Origin of the sequence: Paraburkholderia sp., from assembly GCF_035501035.1 — a bacterium.
Lineage (GTDB): Bacteria > Pseudomonadota > Gammaproteobacteria > Burkholderiales > Burkholderiaceae > Paraburkholderia.
Genome location: NZ_DATJWR010000173.1, coordinates 1 through 21,282, shown reverse-complemented (window position 1 = coordinate 21,282; position 21,282 = coordinate 1). Strand labels below are relative to the sequence as shown.

General features: G+C 64.0%; 11 protein-coding genes. 6 read left to right on the top strand and 5 right to left on the bottom strand.

Annotation, left to right across the window (positions count from 1 at the left end):
• Window positions 1-72 precede the first annotated feature (72 nt).
• The 4 genes from VMJ11_RS11940 (at window position 73) to VMJ11_RS11925 (ending at window position 10,787) form a co-directional block, all read left to right on the top strand.
• Window positions 73-8,817, top strand: coding sequence for a GH36-type glycosyl hydrolase domain-containing protein (locus VMJ11_RS11940; protein WP_414694374.1), 8,745 nt, complete (start codon window positions 73-75; stop codon window positions 8,815-8,817).
• 111 nt (window positions 8,818-8,928) lie between these two features.
• Window positions 8,929-9,324: a response regulator transcription factor gene (locus tag VMJ11_RS11935; protein ID WP_325619614.1), complete on the top strand. Its 396-nt coding sequence runs from the start codon at window positions 8,929-8,931 to the stop codon at window positions 9,322-9,324.
• A 431-nt stretch (window positions 9,325-9,755) separates the two neighbouring features.
• Window positions 9,756-10,238: a PRC-barrel domain-containing protein gene (locus VMJ11_RS11930; RefSeq protein WP_325619613.1), complete on the top strand. Its 483-nt coding sequence runs from the start codon at window positions 9,756-9,758 to the stop codon at window positions 10,236-10,238.
• 345 nt (window positions 10,239-10,583) lie between these two features.
• A complete protein-coding gene (locus VMJ11_RS11925; protein ID WP_325619612.1) occupies window positions 10,584-10,787 on the top strand; it encodes a CsbD family protein in 204 nt (67 codons plus the stop codon).
• A 337-nt stretch (window positions 10,788-11,124) separates the two neighbouring features.
• Here the strand turns inward: VMJ11_RS11925 and VMJ11_RS11920 are convergent, their stop codons facing one another.
• On the bottom strand, window positions 11,125-11,373 hold the full coding sequence (locus VMJ11_RS11920; RefSeq protein ID WP_325619665.1) for a DUF1488 domain-containing protein: 249 nt from the start codon (window positions 11,371-11,373) through the stop codon (window positions 11,125-11,127).
• Window positions 11,374-11,857: 484 nt separating this feature from the next.
• On the opposite strand from VMJ11_RS11920, the gene VMJ11_RS11915 reads away from it, so the two are divergent.
• Window positions 11,858-12,103 (top strand): hypothetical protein, encoded by a 246-nt coding sequence (locus VMJ11_RS11915; protein ID WP_325619611.1) that lies wholly within the window; start codon window positions 11,858-11,860, stop codon window positions 12,101-12,103.
• A 719-nt stretch (window positions 12,104-12,822) separates the two neighbouring features.
• Here the strand turns inward: VMJ11_RS11915 and VMJ11_RS11910 are convergent.
• Entirely contained in the window at window positions 12,823-13,176 is a 354-nt protein-coding gene (locus VMJ11_RS11910; RefSeq protein WP_325619610.1) for a hypothetical protein, read from the bottom strand.
• A gap of 837 nt (window positions 13,177-14,013) precedes the next feature.
• Here VMJ11_RS11910 and VMJ11_RS11905 point away from each other — a divergent pair.
• On the top strand, window positions 14,014-15,036 hold the full coding sequence (locus VMJ11_RS11905; protein WP_325619609.1) for a serine protease: 1,023 nt from the start codon (window positions 14,014-14,016) through the stop codon (window positions 15,034-15,036).
• 69 nt (window positions 15,037-15,105) lie between these two features.
• On the opposite strand, the gene VMJ11_RS11900 is transcribed toward VMJ11_RS11905, so the two are convergent.
• The 3 genes from VMJ11_RS11900 to VMJ11_RS11890 all read right to left on the bottom strand — a co-directional run bounded on the left by VMJ11_RS11900 (window position 15,106) and on the right by VMJ11_RS11890 (window position 21,109).
• A complete protein-coding gene (locus tag VMJ11_RS11900) occupies window positions 15,106-15,402 on the bottom strand; it encodes a hypothetical protein (protein WP_325619608.1) in 297 nt (98 codons plus the stop codon).
• Window positions 15,403-15,708: 306 nt separating this feature from the next.
• Entirely contained in the window at window positions 15,709-19,722 is a 4,014-nt protein-coding gene (locus tag VMJ11_RS11895) for a CheR family methyltransferase (RefSeq protein WP_325619607.1), read from the bottom strand.
• A 58-nt stretch (window positions 19,723-19,780) separates the two neighbouring features.
• On the bottom strand, window positions 19,781-21,109 hold the full coding sequence (locus VMJ11_RS11890; protein ID WP_325619606.1) for an IS110 family transposase: 1,329 nt from the start codon (window positions 21,107-21,109) through the stop codon (window positions 19,781-19,783).
• Between the last annotated feature and the right edge of the window lie 173 nt (window positions 21,110-21,282).

The following is a 21,282-nucleotide window of genomic DNA, read 5'->3' as shown; positions in this document are numbered from 1 at the left end:
GCTCGGCGAGAGGCGTATGGGCGATTTGACCAGGCGCGGGCATTGGCCCCGGCGATATCAAGGGAGTCTGATTTGTTCCTTTCGTTCTTGCGGGTTTCCAGCCGCCATGATTTGATTTCACCCTGGAACAGCAGGGAGCCCGTGCGCGAGGAGCTATTCGGCGAGGAGCGTCTGGCGCAGCATGCGAGGAGCCTCGCGAGCGCGCAGAACATCTTGCGCGGTACGCGCGCCGGGCCGTCTCTGGCCACGAGGCTCAAGGACAACGCGCGCCGTCTGATGCACGCGTATGAAGCGACCGCCGCAGCCGCGGCGATGGACGAGGCGATCACGCCTGCGGCCGAATGGCTGCTCGACAATTACTATCTCGTCGACGAACAGGTTCGCAAGGTGCGTGACGACCTGCCTGCGAGCTACTACCGGCAATTGCCCAAGCTCAGCAACGGTCCGTTCGCCGGGTATCCGCGCGTGTTCGGCATTGCGTGGGCGTTCGTCGCGCACACGGACAGTCGCTTCGATCCCGATCTCTTGTGCCATTTCATGCGGGCGTACCAGACGGTGCAGCCATTGACGATCGGTGAACTCTGGGCCGTGGCCATCACGCTACGCATCGTGCTGATCGAGAACCTGCGCCGCCTTGCCGATCAGATCACCGAGGGCCGTACCGCGCGGCTCGACGCCGATGCGATGGCCGATCGTCTTCTGGGCGTAGATGGGCATGCGCCCGAGGACCTGGCCGCGCTGGCGGCGCACTACGAGCGATCGTCTTTGCGCGACACGTTCTGCGTGCAATTGCTCCAGCGGTTGCACGATGAGGATCCGCAGACGACGCCAGCTCTCCTCTGGTTGCACGAGCGCCTCGGCGCCCATCACACGACGGCCGAGCGGATTGTCGCGACGGTGCATCAGCAGCAAGGGGCCGCGAGCGTGACGGTGCGCAACGTCATTACCAGCATGCGCCTGATCTCGGACGTGAACTGGACCGAGTTGTTCGAGCGCATCAGCCCGGTAGACGACGTGCTGCGCACGCATAGCGGCTTCGTCGAGATGGACTTCGCGACACGCAACCTCTATCGAGGCGCGATCGAGGCGCTCGCGCGCGGCTCGCCGGCAAGCGAGACGGATGTCGCGCGGCGCGCCGTCGCGGCGGCACAAATGGCGCGGGCAGCGTTGAGCGGGAAAGCGGGCACGGCACCGGCGCCTCATGCCGGGCAGGACGGCCTTTTCTCCGCGCGGCTGGAGGGGGCGGCCGCGCGCCGCGAATGCGAGCCCGGCTACTACCTGCTCGCGAACGGTCGTCGCGTGCTGGAGCGAGCGATCGGCTACCGCGCGCCCATTGCGCTCTGGCTGCCTCGCTTGACGCGGCGGGCCGGGTTGACTGGCTATCTCTTCCGGATCCTGTTGCTGGCCGCGCTGATCTTGACCGCCATGCTGACGTTCTCGACCGGCTTCAGGACCCCGCCGGTCTGGTTGATCTGCCTTGCGCTCGCCGGGTTGCTGCCCGCTGTCGATGTCGCGGTGGCGATCGTCAATCGCGGCGTGATGCGCGACATCGGTGCGATCGTGCTGCCCGGACTCGCGCTGCGCGACGGCATCCCAGCGAGTCTGCGCACCGTCGTAGCCGTGCCGGTCCTGCTGACTTCGGCCAACGCGCTGGCTGAGCAGATCGAACGCCTTGAAATCCATCATCTGGCGAGCCCCGACGGCGAACTGTATTACGCGTTGCTCACGGATTGGACCGACTCTCCGACGGAGCACGTCGAAGGTGACGAAGCGCTGCTAGGCGCCGCGGCCATGGGCATCGGCCAGTTGAACCGGCAGTATCCGGGCAGCGGCGACACGCCGCGTTTCCTGCTGTTGCATAGGCGGCGCACGTGGAACGGCGAAGAGGGCCAGTGGATGGGCTGGGAGCGCAAGCGCGGCAAGCTTCGCGAGCTGAACCGGCTGCTGCGCGGCGCGCCGGATACGACGTTCGTCGAGATCGACGGACGCTCGCCCACGGCTCCGCCAGAGGTGCGCTACGTCATCACGCTCGACGCCGATACCCGTTTGCCACGCGACTCGGTGCGCCGCCTCGTCGGCAAGATGGCGCATCCGCTCAATCGTCCGGTATTCGATGCGACGAGCCAGCGCATTGTCGATGGCTATGGCGTGCTTCAGCCGCGCGTGACACCTTCCTTGCCGGTCGGCACGCAAGGGTCGCTGTTCCAGCGAATCGTGTCCAGCCCCAGCGGAATCGATCCCTATGCGGCGGCCGTCTCCGACGTGTATCAGGATCTGTTCGACGAAGGCTCCTACACGGGCAAGGGCATCTATGACGTCGACGCGTTCGAGGCTGCGCTGGCCGGCCGCGTGAGCGAGAACACGATGCTCAGTCACGATCTGTTCGAGGGCATTTTCGCGAGGGCAGGACTGGCTTCCGATATCGAAGTCGTCGAGGAGTATCCCGCGCGTTACGACGTCTCTGAAGCCCGTCAGCATCGCTGGGCGCGCGGCGACTGGCAGTTGTTGCCGTGGCTCCTGAGCGTGCATCGGCGGCCCGATCTCGCGCTGGGGGCGACTGGCCGCTGGAAGATGCTCGACAACCTGCGCCGCACGGTTATCGCACCGGCGGCGTTCGTCGCGCTTTTGGCGGGCTGGCTCTTGCCTTTGCCTGCGGCGCTGCGCTGGACGGCCTTCGTGCTCGCCACGATCGCGCTGCCCGTGCTGCTGCCCGTAGTGGGCGCGCTCATGCCGCGCTGGCGGCGTGCGTCCGTGAAAACGACAGCGCGCAGTCTGTTCAGCGTCTGGCTGGCCGACCTGCGGCTCGCGCTCTGGCGGTTCGGTCTTTCCACGGTGTTGCTGGCGCAACAGACCTGGTCGATGGGCGACGCCATTGCGCGGACCCTGTTTCGTGTGGCGCTCAGCCGCCGGCACCTGCTCGAATGGACCACGGCCGCCGAGGCCGGAGCCCGTGATCGGCTCACGCTGGGCCACACCTGGCTGCATATGTCCGGTGGCGCGGCGCTTGCACTGGGTGCAGGCGTGACGGTCGGCGTGGCCGCAATGTACACGGGTCGTCATGGCGCGTGGGTCGCGGCGCCTTTCGTGCTGGCATGGCTCGCTTCGCCCGCGCTCGCGTACTGGGCGAGCCTGGCGCCGCAGGCAGCAGGAGAGCTCGCCGTGAGCGACGCCGACGCCCGGCGGCTTCGCCATCATGCGCGCCGCACGTGGCGCTATTTCGAAACCTTCGTCACGCCGGCCGACCAGATGCTGCCGCCGGACAACTTTCAGGAAGATCCGCAACCGGTCGTCGCTCATCGGACATCGCCGACCAACCTCGGGCTCTACCTGCTCGCTACGGTCAGCGCAAGCGAGTTCGGCTGGGCAGGTACGGGAGACACCGCCGAGCGGCTCGAGACCACGCTGGCCACCATGCAGCGGATGCCGCGCTATCGCGGGCATTTCTACAACTGGTACGCCACGCAGGAACTGCGTCCGCTCGAACCGAAGTACGTGTCCTCCGTCGATAGCGGTAACCTCGCTGGCCATTTGATCGCGCTCGGCAACGCTTGCCGCGCATGGGGCAGGCGGCTTCCCGGCATGGATTTTGGGGCTGCGTGCGCGGGCGTTGGCGATACGCTCGATCTGCTGGACGAAGCCGTGCGCGTGTGGGGCGGCGAGCGCACGCGTGTCGCGTTGAATGCCGAGTTCGATCAGGCGGTGGCGGCGCTGCGCGCGTGGCTCGACGCTGCGCTTCCTGTCCCGCCTCGCGACGAGACACCCGCGACACCCGCAATAGCGCCCGAGTGGAAGGAGGCCGTGCTGCTCGGCGCTACCGTTTCAGACATTGCGCGCGCGCTCGTCGACGAGGGGACCGGTGCTCGGGCTCGCCCCGACGCCCTGAACGACGACGTACTGTTCTGGGCGCGCGCGCTGGAGGACGCGCTTCACAGTCACGAGCGCGACGTGATGCGTTCGGCGAGCGCGTCGGCCGAACTGGCCACGCGCCTGAAGCGGCTGACCGAAACCGCGCTCCAGATGGCCGATGCGATGGAGTTCGGCTTCCTGCTCGACCCGGTGCGCATGCTTCTGTCGATCGGCTACTCGGTCGCCGACGGCCGGCTCGATGAGAGCAGCTATGACTTGCTGGCCTCGGAGGCACGGCTTGCCAGCTTCGTCGCGATCGCCAAAGGCGACATTCCGGCGCGCCACTGGTTCCGGCTGGGACGTGTCGCGACGCCGGTCGCGGGTGGTGCGGCGCTGGTCTCGTGGTCCGGGTCGATGTTCGAGTATCTGATGCCGTCGCTCGTCATGCGCGCCCCGTCCAGCAGCCTGCTCGCGCGGACCAACGAACTCGTGGTGCGCCGGCAGATGGCGTATGGGGCGTCGCTCGGCCTGCCGTGGGGGATCTCCGAATCCGCATACAACGCTCGGGACCTCGAGCTGACTTACCAGTATTCGAGTTTCGGCATTCCCGATCTGGGTCTCAAGCGCGGCCTCGGCAACAACGCGGTCATCGCTCCCTACGCCACGGCGCTGGCCGCGATGGTCGCCCCGACGGCGGCACTACGCAATTTCGAACGCCTCGAAATGGTGGGCGCGGGCGGGCGCTTCGGCTTTTACGAGGCGCTCGACTACACGCCCTCCCGCGTGCCAGCGGGGCGGCAGGGGGTGATCGTGCGGGCCTTCATGGCGCATCACCAGGGTATGGCGATCGTCTCGATTGCCAACGCGCTGCTAGGCGGGCGGATTCGCGCGTTCTTCCACGCGGAGCCGGCCATCCGTGCGACGGAGCTGCTGCTCCAGGAGCGCATGCCGGGCAGGGTGGCAGTCGCGCGTCTGCGCATCGAAGAGAAGAGCGCGGGGCCGCAGCGCGGCGTCGAATCCGCTGTCGCGCGCCGCCTCGTGTCGGCTGGCGACTCGCCGCCAGCCACCCATCTCCTGTCCAACGGTCGCTACACGGTCATGCTCACCGCCGCAGGCTCGGGCTACAGCCGCTGGGGAGATCTGGCGATCACGCGCTGGCGCGAGGATGCGACGCGAGACGACTGGGGCAGCTATCTGTATCTGCGCGACGTCGAGAGCGGTGTTTTCTGGTCCGCGGCATGGCAGCCTACTGGCGTGGTGCCGGACAGTTACGCCGCGACCTTCACGGAGGACCGGGCGGCGTTCGTCCGGCGCGACGCAGCGCTGACCACCTCGCTCGACGTGATCGTCTCTGCGGAAGACGATGCGGAAGTGCGGCGCGTATCGGTGTCCAATGCCGGCTCGCGTGCGTGCATCATCGAATTCACGTCGTATGCCGAAATCGTGCTGGCTACGCCAGCGGCCGATCAGGCCCATCCGGCATTCAGCAAACTGTTCGTGCAGACAGAGTACGAGGCCGAACTGGGTGTGATACTCGCGACACGCCGGCGCCGCTCCCCGGACGAACCCGAGGTCTGGGCGGCTCACCTGTCGGTGGTCGAAGCCGATCAGGCCGGCGCCGTCGAAGTCGAAACCGACCGCTTGCGCTTCATTGGCCGCGGCGGCCACGTCCGCTCGCCGCGCGCGCTTTCCAGCGAGCGCGTTCTGAGCGGCACGGCCGGAGTGGTGCTCGACCCGGTTTTCGCGATGCGCCGGCGCATGCGCGTTGCGCCCGGCGCGACCGCAAGCGTCGCGTTCTGGACGATCGTCGCCCACTCGCGCGCGCGGTTGCTGGATCTCGTGGACAAGCATCGTGAGGGCGCCTCGTTCAGCCGTGCCGCGATGCTCTCCTGGACCCAGGCACAGGTGCAGTTACGCCACACCGGCGTGAGCGCCGACGAAGCGGCACTGTTCCAGCGCATGGCCGGCTACCTGCTGTACGGCGACCCCGCGATGCGGGCGAACTCCGCTGCCCTGATGCGAGGTGCCGCGGAGGTCGCCGCAGCCGGTGGCGTGGGCGCCGCGCCGCTCTGGGCGCACGGCGTCTCGGGCGATCTGCCGATCCTGCTGGTGCGGATCGACGATATCGAGCACATGGCGCTCGTGCGGCAACTGGTGCACGCGCACGAATACTGGCAGATGAAGCGGCTCGAGGTCGATCTGGTGATCGTCAACGAGCGTGCGTCGTCATATGTACAGGATCTGCAGGCCGCACTCGAAACGCTCGTGCGCTCTGGCCAGTCGCGGCCGCAGCCCGGTAGCCCGGCGCCGGGCAAAATCTTCCTGTTGCGGGCGGACCTGATGGCGAACGACGCGCGCGCGCTCTTCCCGATAGCGGCGCGTGCAGTGCTGGCAGCGCGCAACGGGCGCTTGTCGGAACAGCTCAGGCGGCTCGCGGGCGGCCCGCCTGCGAAGCCGCAACGTGCGCGAATGCCCGCGCCTGAAGGAGACGGGGCCCCCGGCATGGGGCGTGTTGCAGCAGGCTCTGGGCTCGAATGCTTCAATGGGCTCGGCGGCTTTGCAGACAATGGCCGCGAATACGTGGTCGTGCTGGGTCCGGGACAATACACGCCGATGCCGTGGGTCAACGTGATCGCCAATCCGGCCTGCGGATTCATGGTTTCCGCGGAAGGCGGCGGCTATACGTGGGCGTCGAACAGCCGGGAGCGGCAGCTCACGCCGTGGTCGAACGACCCCGTCGGCGATGCGGCCGGCGAGGCGTTCTACGTGCGTGACGAGGCCACGGGCGCGCTGTGGGGGCCGCAGGCCCAGCCAGTACGCGACCATGGCGCGGGCGCGGCACCCTACGTCGCGCGTCACGGCCAGGGCTACAGCCGCTTCACGCATATCGCCGACGAGGTGGCGCTCGAACTACTGCAATTCGTGCCGTTGAGCGATTCGCTGAAGATCTCGCGCCTGACGTTGCGCAACCTGTCGGACCGTAGCCGGCAGCTCTCGGTGACGGCCTACGTGGAATGGGTGCTCGGGGCACAGCGGGCCGTAACGGCGCCGCACATCGTCAGCGAGATCGACGCGCAGACGGGCGCGATTTTCGTGCGCAACGGCTACGGCGAGGCGTATCGAGGTCGTGTGGCGTTCGCGGATCTCGGCGGCCGGCAGAGCGGCTGGACCACCGACCGGCGCGAGTTCATCGGCCGCAATGGGACGTTGAGCGATCCCGCCGCGCTGGCCGGAGGCGACGACGAGCGCCCGCTATCGGGCAAGACCGGAGCCGGGCTCGATCCGTGCGCGGCGCTGCAAACGCGGGTCGAACTGCCGCCTGGCGGCGTGACCACGATCGTGTTCCTGCTCGGCGACGCAGCGACGGCCACGGAAGCGAGGCGCCTCGTCGCGCATTATCGCGAAGCCGATCTCGAAGGCGTACTGGCCGCGGCAACCGGCTTCTGGGACGACATGCTCGGGTCGGTTCAGGTCGCGACGCCGGATCGCGCGCTGGACCTGATGCTCAACCGTTGGCTGCTCTATCAGACACTCGCTTGCCGGATCTGGACGCGCGCGGGTTTCTATCAGGCGGGCGGCGCTTTTGGATTCCGCGATCAACTGCAGGACGGCATGGCGCTCGCGCTGCCGTGCCCGGCGCTCACCCGCGAGCATCTGCTTCGGGCAGCCGCACGCCAGTTCCCGGAAGGCGACGTGCAGCACTGGTGGCTGCCGGAGGGGGGGGGCGGGGTGCGTACACGTATCTCGGACGACCGCACGTGGCTTGCCTATACCGTGGCCCACTACATCGAAGTGAGCGGCGAGCACGGGATTCTCGACGTGATGGTGCCGTTCCTCGAAGGCCGTCCGCTGGCGGCGGACGAGCACGAGGCCTGGTTCGTGCCGGACATCGCGCAGGCGAGCGCGACGTTGTTCGAGCATTGTGCGCGGGCGCTGGAGCAGACGCTTGGATTGTTCGGAACGAGGGGGCTGCCCTTGATGGGGACCGGCGACTGGAACGACGGCATGAACAGGGTGGGTGAAGCGGGGCGGGGCGAAAGCATCTGGCTCGGCTGGTTCCTCTACGCGACGCTAGTGGCTTTTGCGCCGATCGCGCGAGCGCGTCATGAGGATGCGCGTGCGGATTGCTGGGTGGAACGCGCGGAGGCGCTCAGGAAGGCGCTCGAAAGCGCCGGTTGGGATGGCGCATGGTTTCGCCGCGCGTACTACGACGATGGCACGCCGCTCGGGGCCGCAGTCAACGATGAATGTGCGATCGACGCGATCGCGCAGTCGTGGAGCGTACTGTCGGGCGCGGCCAGCGCCGAACACGGTGCACTTGCGATGGCCGCGCTCAATGACCGCCTGATTCGACGCGAAGATGGCCTCGCCTTGCTGTTCACGCCGCCGTTCGACCGTACGCCGCTCGATCCGGGCTATATCAAGGGCTATCCGCCCGGCATCCGCGAGAACGGTGGCCAATACACGCATGCTGCCATGTGGTCGGTGCTGGCATTCGCACAATTGGGCGATGGCGATCGCGCAGCCGATCTGCTCGCGATGCTCAATCCGGTCAACCGGAGCCGGACGCGCAGCGGCGTGAACCGCTACAAGGTCGAGCCTTATGTGGCCGCCGCCGACGTCCATTCGGTCGCGCCACACGTGGGACGCGGTGGATGGACGTGGTACACGGGTTCGGCAGGATGGATGTATCGCGCGGGCATAGAAGGGCTGCTAGGGTTGCGCAAGCGCGGCGGCGAACTCGGGATCGAGCCTTGCGTGCCGAGGGCCTGGCCTGGCTTCACGGCGGTCTTGCGCCACGGTACGTCGTACTACGAGATCGCCGTGAACAATCCTCACCAAGTCTGCCGCGGTGTGGGCAGCATGAGCGTGGACGGCAGGATGTGCGAACCCGGTGTAGTGGCGTTTCCATTGGTGGACGACGGCGCACGCCACAACGTGATCGTGACGCTGGGTCCGCGGCCGGATTAGCGGCTGGAACGGTGCCCGGGCCGGCATTTTGCAGCATCCCTGGTAGAAACGAGTCCTGTCCGACGTGTGCGGGCTCGCTGGTTGCGCTCCATATGGCAACCGGAGAGGCAAATGTTCACTCAAAACGCTGTGCGCCTGTTGATCGCAGACGACGATCCGAACGTGCTGGCTGCATACGTGTCGTTTTTCAACGCTCAGGGCTACGAAATACGAACAAGTGGGGATGGAGCAGACGCGCTAGCGCAATACCGTGCGTGGCACCCGAAAGCCGTCGTCCTCGATATTCAGATGCCCATGCTCGACGGTCGCGCCGTCGCCAGGGAAATTCGGCGCCTGAGGGCTGTGCCCCGGCCGTTGCTGGTGGCGGTCACCGCGCTGACGGCCGCTTCGGAGCACGCGGAATCCCTGAATTCGGGATTCGATTACCATTTCGTGAAGCCTGCCGACCTTCCGGTCGTTCTCGCCACGATAGCTGCCGACGCACTCTCCAATGATATGGATGCCTAATCTATAGAAACGAGGGGAAGTCTGGTGTTGTTTGTTCTTTCCTGCTATGCGTTGGCATTGAGCGCAACATGACTCGAGAAATAGCACCCGATAAATGAGCGTACTGTGCAAAGGAGTGGGCGTGCCGTGGGTTTGAATATTCAGCGACCGGTCAGCCAGTGCTCGATGGGATGTAAAACGCGACGTATCAGATAAACGGCTAGCGACAACATTGGTGACCCCCGAGCGAGTTCGGCATCGGAACGCCGCATTGTCACGTTTCTCACTCACTCCAACCACAGCTTGGCGTTTTCGATTGCCCGGACAAATGTCCGTCGGACAGTCCGTTTCTCTGAAGCGCGCTTTAGCCGAGGGCTTGCCCGGAAATTTGAATTCGCGGCACGCCGCGTGCGCTGTCGTTGTCTCCTTTGATGATCAAACAGGAGATGACTATGACTGCATTTGACACCCAACCGGGCGGCGCCGGTGCAACAATCGTTGGCGGGGGCGTTGGTAAAGGGCCCGGACCGGAAGTCATGGCCGCCGCAACGCTCGACGGAAACAAGGTCGTTTCATCGGACGGCGAACACATCGGGAAGATATCCGACATCATGGTCGACGTACGCGACGGACGCGTAGCCTATGCGGTTCTTTCCGAGGGTGGTTTTCTTGGCATGGGGAGTTCGCTGCATGCCATTCCTTGGGGCGCTCTGACTTTGGACACCGCGGAGAAGGTTTTTCGCGTTGACATTACCGCGCAGCGAATCAAGGACGACCCGGGCTTTGACAAGGACCATTGGCCGTCGATGGCCGATCCGCAGTGGGGCAGCCAGCTTCACGAATACTATAACCGACAGCCTTACTGGTTATCGGGTAGCCCAACGGAGGGAATAGACGAAACCGGCACCGCGGGCAGCGGTCGGATCGACGTCTGAAGACAGCGCGGCCCGCCTGAAACGGGCCGCGCAAGCTCGTGTTGCCGCCCTGCGCAGCGATGCGTCGAGTCAGGTCGCTGGCGAGGCACAGCAACGCTGTGCTGATGCGACGGGTGTGGTGCGCGGCGCGACGTCAATCAGTGCATTCACGACGCTTGCGCCGTTCGCCGCGGTCGGCGCTTTGTGATGGGCACACTTTGACGTAACGGCAGGGCCGGTTGCTGAAGGTCTCTTATGTGAGCCGCTTGCGAGGGCGAAACACGCTGCCAACGAAAAGTCCATGAACGGGAACGATCGTTGCGGAACCAGGTGCGCGCGACTGGCGCAGACCTCTGGAGAAAGATCATGAACAAGGACCACGTAAAAGGCGAAGCGGAGAAACTTAAAGGAAAGGCGAATGAAGTCGCAGGGAAGGTCACCGGAAACAAGGGCCAGGAATTGAAGGGTGACGTCCAGCAGGGAGCCGGTGAACTTCGGAAGAAGGTGGGCGATGCGAAGGACGCGGCCAAGCGCTCCAGCGACGAGAGGATCGACAAAGACCGGGAGTGAAGTCCGGCGCTTGCGAGGCACGATAATCGCGCCTCGCAAGCGCTGCCCGCTCACGTCAGAATCAGATTTCGCCGCTAAACGGGGGGAGCGAGTTGACCTGCGCCGTTCAAATCAGAATGACAAAATCAGCGCCCAGTGCGCCACCCATAATGGCGGGAGTCGCACGCCTGAATTGCGTTTCTCAGACGAGATTCCGAGCGCCGCGCAACGATGGCCTACTACCTGTGTTCTTCGAGCTTCGACTGGGACATGCCCGCCCTCCGTCTAACAAGTCCGGCGGCGTAGTGGCTTCGGGGCGCAGTAGGCGAAGGTCCACGGTTCCTATGGGCCTGATCACTCACGAAATCGTATACCTGTTCTGGGGGCCGCCGGTATAGAGGGTTCGGGCGAGCTCCACAATTCTGTCGCGGTTGTGATCGAAGGTTGCGAGCAAAGAAGGCTCGTCAGAAATCATTTCGGGATTCAGCTTCATGAGCATCGCATTGTCGACCAGAAATGCAATCTCACGAGCTTTGTCGTAGCCCCAGAAGCACACGCAGCGCCTGGAAGCATCGTAGATTCGACTGGGATTGGGAAAGTTGAGCATCACACCACCTTTTTTCAATATACCCTCCGGGACGCACTCACATGAGCGACTAATCGAATGTCTGCGGTGGTGACGAGGCAATCTGGCGCCTCGATATCGAACCGGGGGCCGTAGCACATCGGTCATATCCAGCATGCGCTTTTTACCGCAGCGATGCAACGAAGATCACGAAACGCCGCTTTTAGTCGCATCCGGCCATGCGAGGGTCGGCGCTCGCTATGAGCTAGAAGTTCAGTGCGCCGTGGCGAGAGGGCTATTCATTCCTGCGCACTGGCGTCGGCCCCTCCGGGTTCAACCAAGTCGACGCTTGAATCGTGTAAATGCTCCCTGCGACGCCTACAATTGCAATACGTTGTCGTGTGACCGGGCGGGAGCTCAAGCAATTGGCATGGTCGACGATTCAGTGATGGATTCACCGCATATTATGTGAACGCATCACAAGCACTAATTGCTTCAACGTCCGCAGAGGAAAAGCACGCTCACGATGAATTGCAACGCACGTTCCAACCCTTGGAAGGAGATCGCTTTGAACAGGCCCTATCTCAGTGTGGAGGCGATCATCGAGCAGTTTCGCGCTGATGCCGTGGCGTCGTCGGCTCAGCCAACTCCCGGCGATTGTCTGCAGTGGCTGGCAAAATTCCTCGCGCGCGAGCACGCAACGATGAATGCGGATGATTGGGACGCGCTTGTCCACGTGGGCGGACTGCTTTGGCATGCAGCGCAAGCGTGAGACGGGCGACGCGAATCAGATGAGCAGACGAGGTGCCTGGGCGAGTATGAAGTCAAGTGCCTGCCTGCCACGCAGCCAGCCCAGCGGTTTCGACACGAGGTAACGAATGCCCGGAGCTACGCGCTGTCCCGAGCCGTTGAGGTGCGACGCTGCACTAGTTCGTCATCCGATTTGTTGCTCGGTGTGCTGAAACTGCGGCGCCCATGAAAAGTCCTGCACCGTACAGACGCGCATTCGCATTGAAGGCATGATTTGCATTCACGCGGAAAGGAGCGCGTCTCGTGCAACGAGACGTATCATCGGCGATATCCCGGCTCCGATTGCTTACGCAGACAACTCAAGGAGGCATTATGTCGTTCCCACCCGATGCACGAAAGCCGGATCAGGATAGACGCGCGGAGTATGGGCGCGCCGACGAAGCGCGCGAAAAGAAACGCAATGAAAGCGCCACAGAAATCGATCCTTCGGCGACGAAATGGCGCTATACGCCCCTGCGGGGCACGGTGAAAGCGCAGCAATAGAGCTGACGTGGTCCCCCACGCAAGAAGCGTTCGCGCTGGCTTGCGGAGGCGCCGCTGTGCCGCTTGCGGGCAACCAATAATGTCGGGCGCGGCCAGCGCCGCACGAGCGGCACTTGCAATGGCCGTGCTCAATTGTCTCCCGATTCGAGATCGGAACTGGAAGGAGTAAGGGTCTCGCACGAGGCGCCGTTCCAGCTTTCACAACTCGAAGAATGGATTTCCCTTCTTCGTGTCGGCCGTTCGTGTGGCCGTAACCAGATGGTTCTGCAGCCAGTACGATGCCTTGCTCAGCCCCACCGTGTGGTAGTCGTCGCCGAGTTCGCAGACCAGTATCCGGTCATCCGATGCAATCCCTTCAGCGAATGCGCTCGCCAGTTGCTTCGCGTCGCGGCTCGTGTTGAGAACCAGAAAGACTCCCATTCGATGTAAATGGACGAATTCATAATCACCGCCCGACACCTTCATCACAATGTCGCGGATTCTCGCGTGCTGCTCGGTGGGCGTTGCGATGAAGATGCTGACGAGATATGTCACTTTCTTGCTGATGGCCATGAGTGCACCGCTCTTTCGGGGTTAAACAACCGCCTTCGGCACTATGCGCGGGGAGAAGAGGGCTGCGGGAACCGGAGCGCGATGGGCGCGGCCCATGCGATACGTTGCGCGCACGAGGCCTTCGAGTCGGTACGCTAACGTACTGGCCCATGACCGCGCGGAGCGCTGTCGCTCGAAGCGGCGTGCATCGCTGTTACGACTTCCGTGAAGATGGTGCGCATTGCGAATGTGGTTGTACTCTCGCATCACCTCGAGTCTCGCATCACCTCGAGTCGAACGGACCTATTTCACTTGCCGTGTCGGCGGCGACGCCCCGATTCCTGCTATCAATGGAAAATCAGATAAAGGACGACCAGTACGACGAGCGGTACGCCAAGAAGCCAGCCAATCAGATAAGGCATGATGTCCTCCGGTACGAGTAGGGTAGTGAGCAGCCTGCTTCCCGGACTCCGCATGGCGCGTACCCGGCGCGCCGTGCTCGCCACACGGCATCACATCGGATGTCCCCGAAGCAGCGGCACAGTCATGGACGGGCAGGATCATGACCATAAAAGCTAATAAACGCAGCTGGCGCATGCATGCCCGTGCGCTACGGCACCCGGTGCTCCACTGTTACCAGAAATGTCTTGACCGCATTGAACGTGGTGCGTAGCTTGGACCAGGAACTCAGGAATCTGACTACTGCTCATCAATGAGCGCTCACGGCGGTATTCGTTGTCCTCTCTTTTCCTTGATTTCACGTCTGCGTTCGTTAGCGGACGGGGCTGTCTACTCATCAGGGAATTCAAGGCAACATTCGCAACGCATGTCGAATCCACGAGAAAGGCAAGAATCGCAATGGGCACGATCGAACTCTATTGCAGTCCGAACGGTGACAGATGGCTGTTTTGCGACAGCGCTTATCAGGCAGCTTTCATACGGCACGTGCCAAACGCCGCGTCGGGTGGAAGCGTCACGGACGTAGCCGTCGAAGCGTTTCTTGCAGCGGGAAAATCAGGGCAAAGGGGGCCGCAGTACGATGCGTTGCAGGAACTGCTCACGCGAACGGAGTCCGGTGATGTCTCTCGCGATGCCGCGCCGTCCTCACCTCCTGCAAGCGCCGCTGGCATCGTGCACAAACCCGCTGCTGAAGCGCTCCTGCTGAGCGCGGCCCGAGTGCGCACGTTTGCGCAACGGCGTCACATGACGAACGCGAGCGGCTTCTTCTTCACGCGTGACGATCGCCTCTTTCTCGTTACCAGCCGTCACGTTCTGATTGATTCGCCTAGCCAGCATTTTCCGGATCGTATCGAGGTGGAACTCCACGTCGATCGTGACAACCTCGGCGCTTCTACGTGGTTTTCCCTGCCTCTGTATTCGGGAGGTACGAGTCTTTGGCGTCAGGCATCGGACGACGGCGGCGATGTCGACGTCGCCGTGCTGGAAGTCCGGAAAGACAGACTGCCCGCGGGCGCCGTCTTCGAAGCCTTTGGCCCCGAACATCTCCCTACGCCCGGCCTCACGATGCCCGCCGGCGCTTCCGTGCTGATCGTTGGCTTTCCACTGGGTTTTCATGATTCGCTGCATCATCTGCCCATCGTCAGACAGGGCGCCATTGCGTCCGCGTTCGGACTGCGGTTCGACGGCAAGGGCTGTTTCATCACCGACGCGCGAACGCACCGCGGCACGAGCGGCGCGCCCGTGGTGGCGAGCACCGCGTCGATGCACGCGCACGGTGTGGCCTCGTCGCTCCCGTGGATACTCTTGGGCATTCATTCGTCAACCGTCGACATGGGAGCACGCGATAGAGACGTCGACGAGAGCCTGGGTCTCAACCAGGCGTGGTACGCCGACGTTCTGATGACGCTCACGGCCAATTAGCCGGCTGGCGCAGCGAAATCGATCTCACCGGTGGGCAAATCTTGTACTGGCGGGAAGGTAAGCGCAGGTCTAGTTCGCGCTGCCGGATTGAAGTTTCGTATCGGCCACGAAGCGGCGTATGGCGCTCGCAGCGGCCGGGCGGTTTCGTCCTTCGAGTGTTTGTGCCAGTAACTCCATAAATACGGCGAGATCACGACTTCCGTAACGTCCGCAGAATTCCTTCACGACGTCAAGAACGGCGGCTCGCTCGCTGGCATCGGACAGCGTGCTGGCAATGTATGAACCTCCGCGCGCGAGTTCGGCCATATAGAGTTGGCGATATGCGGCGCTAGCCACGCTCTTCGATTTTCCTTTCTTCATTTCCATTGTTCGCCCCCTTTCGTCTTGTCGCTGCGCCCGGGCATGGGCGCTGACTGCGTGTGCGTGAGCGAATCGTTCAGCCTGATCTTGGGGGGAGACGGGCGGCAATGCGGTGCGCACACGTTGATGCACCGCGCAACAATTATTCCCGCAGGATACGCCATGCTTGCCATGGGCATTGTGTCGCGCTCGCGCGAAGGGCGCGGGAGCGGCAAGCGGGCGTCTGCGGTGTGGCCCGTTCACAATGAAGCTGGTTTGCAGCGGCGTTGCCTCATTGCCTGGGCAAGCGAGAGGGCAGGCGCAATTGCGCGCTCAGGTCCGCGCTGCTATCAGTCGATTCACGTCTTCGGGGTCGACCGGCTTGGTGAGGTGATGATCGAATCCCGCTTCGGCTGAGCGGCTGCGTTCTGCAGGCAGCCCGTACCCCGTGAGTGCGATCAACGTCACGCGCCGCCCCGTTTCCGCGCCGCGCAGCCTTTTCGCAACCTCATAGCCGTCCATGTCGGGCAATCCAATGTCGAGCAGGATGACCTCCGGATCGAAGCTCGCAGCCATGGCGATACCCGAAGCACCATCGAGGCAGGTCTTCACCTCGTGTCCCGCGATGGTCAACAGCATCGCGAGCGCTTCGACTGCGTCGGCGTTGTCATCGATGATGAGAATCCGTTTGGGAAGCCCGATGGCCGGTGGCGTCGTCGCATCGGGCACGGTGGCGTGCGGAGTTGCATCCCGCGGCAGGTCGACGATAAATTCGCTGCCGGTGTGCCCGTCGCTGAGCGCCCTGACCGAACCGCCGTGCAGCTCGACCAGGCGTCTGACGATGGACAGGCCAACGCCGAGCCCGCGAAGTCGCGGTGCGTCGGATGCGGGGCCCTGAACGAACATGTCAAAGAGGCTTCCGATCATGTCCGAAGGGATGCCTCGCCCATTGTCCTTGATACTCAGCGACAAACGATGGGCCGTGGCGCTCGCCCGCAACTCGATGGATCCGCCGGGCGGCGTGAATTTGGCCGCATTGATCACGATGTTCTCGATGACCTGCGAGAGTCGGGTGGGGTCCGCGTAGAGAAAGAGGGGTTCGTCGGGCAGCGAGACCGACAGCCGGTGTTGACGCTCGTCGACGATGGGCTGGCACACCTCTATGGCGCTTTGCACGATGGTTTTCAGCGCGACAGTCTGCCGGTTCAGTTCAATGCTGCCGTTGGTGACACGTGTGAGGTCAAGCATATCGTTCACCAGATGCATCATGGCGGCTCCCTGCCGCTGGATGACGCCCACGGCCCAGGTCTTCTGCGCTTCGGAGGCGGCCTCCGAGCCGAGAAGATTGCCGGCCGAATATAGCGCCGCCAGGGGATTGCGCAGCTCATGGCCAAGCATGGCCAGGAACTCGTTTTTGCGCCGGTCGGCCTGTGCGAGTTGCTCGGCGCGCTCCCGGAGCTGCGCGTTGCTCGCACTGCGGTCTGTCATGTCGCGCTCGGTCGAGGCAACTGCTACGGCGTTGCCCGAATCGTCCAGCAGAATCGACATCGTGAGCCAGATGTCGACCACACGACCGTCCTTCGCGACCCGCCGCGTCTCGTACGAATGGAGCGCTTCGTGATGCAACGCCTGATGGATGAAGTCAATATGATCGTGTCTTGCACCGCTCGGTAGCAGGTCCGAGACGGACATGCCCAGCGCCTCGTCCTCGCTGTAGCCATACATACGGGTGGCAGCCCGGTTCCATGCAAGGAAGCGGCCTTGCAGGTCGAATACCGTGACTGCATCGTTGGAGTCCTGCACGACGGCGGCGAGGCGCCGCGAACGCTCATTGGAACGCCTCACAGGAGTGATATCCGTCCACGTGAGCACTACGCCAGCGGGCGGCCTGCCGTCAGCTGCGGCGTATGGCGTGATCCGGCGCATGTACCAGAGGCCGGTGGCCGTCTGGACCTCCTTTTCCGCGGAGGGGACGAGACCTGATAGTACGCGTTCCGCGTCCAGCATCAGCGCATCGCCCAGGGGCGCGCCCAGCACCTCGGCAATGGCGCGGCCCATATCTGCGGGCGCGAGGCCAAACAGCCGGCCAGCGCTGGGCGTGAATCGCCGGATTATGCAGTGCTCGTCGAGAAGCACCGTCGGGATTTGCGTGCTCGCCAGAACACTCGTGACGTCCGCGTTGAGCGCCTCCAGCTCGTGCAGCTTCTGTTCGAGCTGCGCATTGACCTGGTTCATCTGTTCATTGACCGCCTGCAGTTCCTCTCTCGAAGTTTCGAGTTCCTCGTTGGCCGAGCGCAGTTCCTCGTTGATGGAAAGCACTTCTTCGTTCGACACCCTGAGCTCGCTATTGCTTTCTTCCAGCTCCTCGATCGTGCTGCCAAGGGCCGCCTGGGTCGTGCGAAGTTCGCTCTCCAGGTGCCACAGGTCCGAATCAACGCCCGAGAGAACGGGCGAGGAGGGACGATCGACGACCGGCAGACGTGCGAACAGAACGAGCAGGGCCTTGCCGGAATTCGCCGTATCGAACGGGCGCGTCACGGTGATCTTGATCGCTGGCATCTCCCCGTTCGACACGACTTCGCTAACCGGTGTGCCGGAGTCGTTGTCGAGTGCGCGGCGCAGTGCGATCCGCAACTTCAGGCGCAAGCCTTCGCGCGCCATGTCGAGGAGGTTGCCGGTTGGCTCGCCCGCGGGCTGGCTTAGATATTCGTCCGCCGCGCCGCTCACATACAGGACCTGATGCGAGGCGTTGACCAGGATGGACGCCGCGTGGTGCTCGGCCAGCAAGGTGGCATTCACCAGCTCTGCGTAGCCCTTGTTCCTGACGCCCACGCGGCTCGCGGGCGGGAACTCCTCGCGGCGCACGGTGCGTGGCGAGAAGCGATAGCCGGAAACGCCGGGGCCCACCGCGGGGCTGCGCTGGTAAATGCGCCAGGCTTTGGATATCTCGTGGAACTGGGTCGAGTCGGGATCGGTACTCTCCGAGCGCCCGAGAAACAGAAAGCGCTTCGGATTGAGCGAGAAGTGAAACAGCTCGAACACGCGCTGCTGGGCGTCAGGCTCGAGATAGATCAGCAGGTTCCGGCAGCTGATGAGATCGACGCGGGAAAATGGCGGGTCGGCAATCAGGTTCTGCGGCGTGAACAGGATCGTCTCGCGAATCTCCTGCTTGACCTGATAGGCATCGGCGCGCGCGTGAAAGAAGCGCTCGAGCCGCTTGTCCCCGAGCGGCAACGCAACGCCTGGCGGATAAATGCCCAGCCGCGCACGCGCGAGCGCCGCGCGGTTCACGTCCGACGCAAGGATCATGAATTTTCGCGATTCTCCGCGCTCTTCGATCTCCTCGGTCAGCAGCATTGCCATCGAATAGGCTTCCTCGCCGGTCGCACAGGCGGGCACCCATACGCGCAACGGTTGATCGCCTGCCGGTTCATCCAGCAGAGGCGCCAGGACCCGCTCGGACAGTGCCTGCCAGGCCTGCGGGTCCCGGAAAAACTCTGTGACGCCAATCATCATGTCCAGGCTGAGTGCCTCGACTTCCTCGGGCCGGGTTCTGAGCAGCTCGCAGTAGAGCTGAAGACTGGCGACCCGGTTGACGCTCATGCGGCGCGCCACGCGGCGCTCCAGGGTCCCGCGCTTGTAGCCCCTGAACTCAAAACCCGCGCCTGCCAGGGCTCTTAGCACCGGCTCGAGGTCGGGGGAATCGTCCTCGGCGGCGGAGGTCGACAGGCTGACAGCTTCCGAGCGTCCGATGTATTCGATGAGTGCCGCCGGCATTTCCTCCACCGGCAGCACATAATCGACCAGACCGGTTTCGATTGCATGCACAGGCATGGCGTCGTGCTCAGCCGTTTCCGGGTCCTGCGCCATCACCATGCCACCTTCGGCCTTGATCAGGCGCAGACCCGCTGAGCCGTCTGCATTGGCGCCGGTGAGCACGATGCCAATCGCGCGCTCGTGCTGGTCCGTCGCAAGTGATTTGAAGAGGCGGTCGACCGGCATGGGGATCTCCGGCCGGCCGACGGTGGGCGACAGCCTGAACAATCCGTGGAACACGCTGACGGAGAACTTTGGCGGGATGACATACACGTGGCCGCCCATGATCGGCGCACCGTCGTCGATGACCGAAACGACGAGGGGAGTGGCCCGCGCCAGTAGCTCGGCCAGATGACTATCGGCGTCCGGGGCGAGATGTACAACGACCACGAAAGCGATATCTGGCGGTATCGCAGTGGCCGCGCGGAAAAACCGGCCAAGCGCCTGAAGCGCGCCAGCCGAGGCACCGATCGCGACGATACGTGAGGCCCGCAGCGGCGCGCTGGCCGGCGAGGGCGGGGTGGCGTTCATGTTCGAGCTTGCGCCTGTTGATCAGTCTCGTGAGAAACATTAAAAATACCGCGGATTTTCAGGGGGTTAGGACGGTCGGGGTGATCTCGAAGCCGAGCGCGGACGCGCGGCGCCTGAGCGCGGCGATGCTGCGCTGCTGTTGCTGCTCCTCGTAGCGCTGCTGCCCCTGGTCGACGAAGGCCTCACCACGCGTGAGCATGAAGTACACCATGCGCGCGAGCTTGTGGGCGACGGCCGTATTGGCGCGCGGCTTGTCCATGCGCGCGCACAGGCGCCGGTAGAATGCACCCAGCGCAGAAGCGTTGCGCGACAGGCTCATGGCCGCGATCTTGAGCGCCTGGCGCACGCGGTTGGTGGAGCGCCGCGTACGCGCGCTGAGCACCTTGCCGCCGCTGATCTTCGTGCCGGGGCACAGCCCGAGCCATGAGCAGAAGTGCTTGACGTTCGCAAAGCGGCTCAGGTCCGGGCCGATTTCCGAGAGGATCGTCATCACGGTGGTGACCGACAGGCCGTTGATGCGCGTCAGGTCCACACCCGCCCAGCGCGCCAGCGCCGCACGCGCATCGAACTGCGGGGCGTTCTTGCTGCGCCGCTTGCCGGGTCCATCAAGGGCGATGTCGTGACGTCCAAGGGGTACCAGCAGCGCCTCAATCTTCGCGTCGCACTCGAGGATGCGCTGCGCGAGGCTGTCAAACATCGCCAGCGCCTGCTGCAGCACGAACAGGTGTTCCTCGCGCCAGTTGCCCGTCAGCGCGCGGACGATATCTTCTTCGCTGCGCCTGACCCGGGTATGACGATGGCTGGCCAGGGCCTTCGGGTCGCGCTCGCCGGCTACGATTGCACGGATGATCGCCTGGCCAGTCGCACCCATCACATCCGTGAGCACCTCGGTGAGCTGCAGGTTCATCTGCACCAGCGCCTTCTGCATGCGCAGCACCCAGCTGGCCTGCTCGGTGAGCAGTACCTCGCGCTGACGCACCACCGCGCGCACCACGCAGACCTCGTCGCCCGGGCGCCAGGCCGCCCGCAGCAGGCCCAGGCTCATCAGCTTCTGCAGCCATTGGCAGTCCTGCACATCGCTCTTGCGACCCGGAACGTACTTCATCTGCCGGGCGTCGACGAGCCACACCGTCAGTCCGCGCTGCTCCAGCACCTCATGTACGGGTATCCAGAATACGCCGGTCGATTCGAGGGCGACCGTATCAACCCCGCACGCGAGCAGCCAGTCCGCCATCGCGTGCAGATCGTCGGTCATCGTGCCGAACTCACGCACCGGCTCCTCGTCCGCTGCCTTGGGCACCGCGACCCAGTGACTCGAACCACCAATATCGATCCCCGCCGCGTTCGGAAACACTTCGGGACTGTCTTCGCGCTTGCGCATCGCCATCGTCGGCCTCATCATCGTGGGTGGACGGCAGCGCCATGGGATGCGTCGATATTGACTCGATCTCGTGAACGGGATGCAGCTCGCGCTGCTCACCACTGTCGCCGACGAATCCCGGACCATGCTCTCAAGCGGGCTCACCTGATGGCGTGCCGGCCACAGGTGCGCACCATTGG

Bases quoted from the DNA above. Each gene is read 5' to 3' on its own strand.
- VMJ11_RS11935 (WP_325619614.1), top strand. From the start codon at position 8,929: ATGTTCACTCAAAACGCTGTGCGCCTGTTGATCGCAGACGACGATCCG.
- VMJ11_RS11930 (WP_325619613.1), top strand. From the start codon at position 9,756: ATGACTGCATTTGACACCCAACCGGGCGGCGCCGGTGCAACAATCGTT.
- VMJ11_RS11925 (WP_325619612.1), top strand. From the start codon at position 10,584: ATGAACAAGGACCACGTAAAAGGCGAAGCGGAGAAACTTAAAGGAAAG.
- VMJ11_RS11920 (WP_325619665.1), bottom strand. From the start codon at position 11,373: ATGCTCAACTTTCCCAATCCCAGTCGAATCTACGATGCTTCCAGGCGC.
- VMJ11_RS11915 (WP_325619611.1), top strand. From the start codon at position 11,858: ATGAATTGCAACGCACGTTCCAACCCTTGGAAGGAGATCGCTTTGAAC.
- VMJ11_RS11910 (WP_325619610.1), bottom strand. From the start codon at position 13,176: ATGGCCATCAGCAAGAAAGTGACATATCTCGTCAGCATCTTCATCGCA.
- VMJ11_RS11905 (WP_325619609.1), top strand. From the start codon at position 14,014: ATGGGCACGATCGAACTCTATTGCAGTCCGAACGGTGACAGATGGCTG.
- VMJ11_RS11900 (WP_325619608.1), bottom strand. From the start codon at position 15,402: ATGGAAATGAAGAAAGGAAAATCGAAGAGCGTGGCTAGCGCCGCATAT.
- VMJ11_RS11895 (WP_325619607.1), bottom strand. From the start codon at position 19,722: ATGAACGCCACCCCGCCCTCGCCGGCCAGCGCGCCGCTGCGGGCCTCA.
- VMJ11_RS11890 (WP_325619606.1), bottom strand. From the start codon at position 21,109: ATGGCGATGCGCAAGCGCGAAGACAGTCCCGAAGTGTTTCCGAACGCG.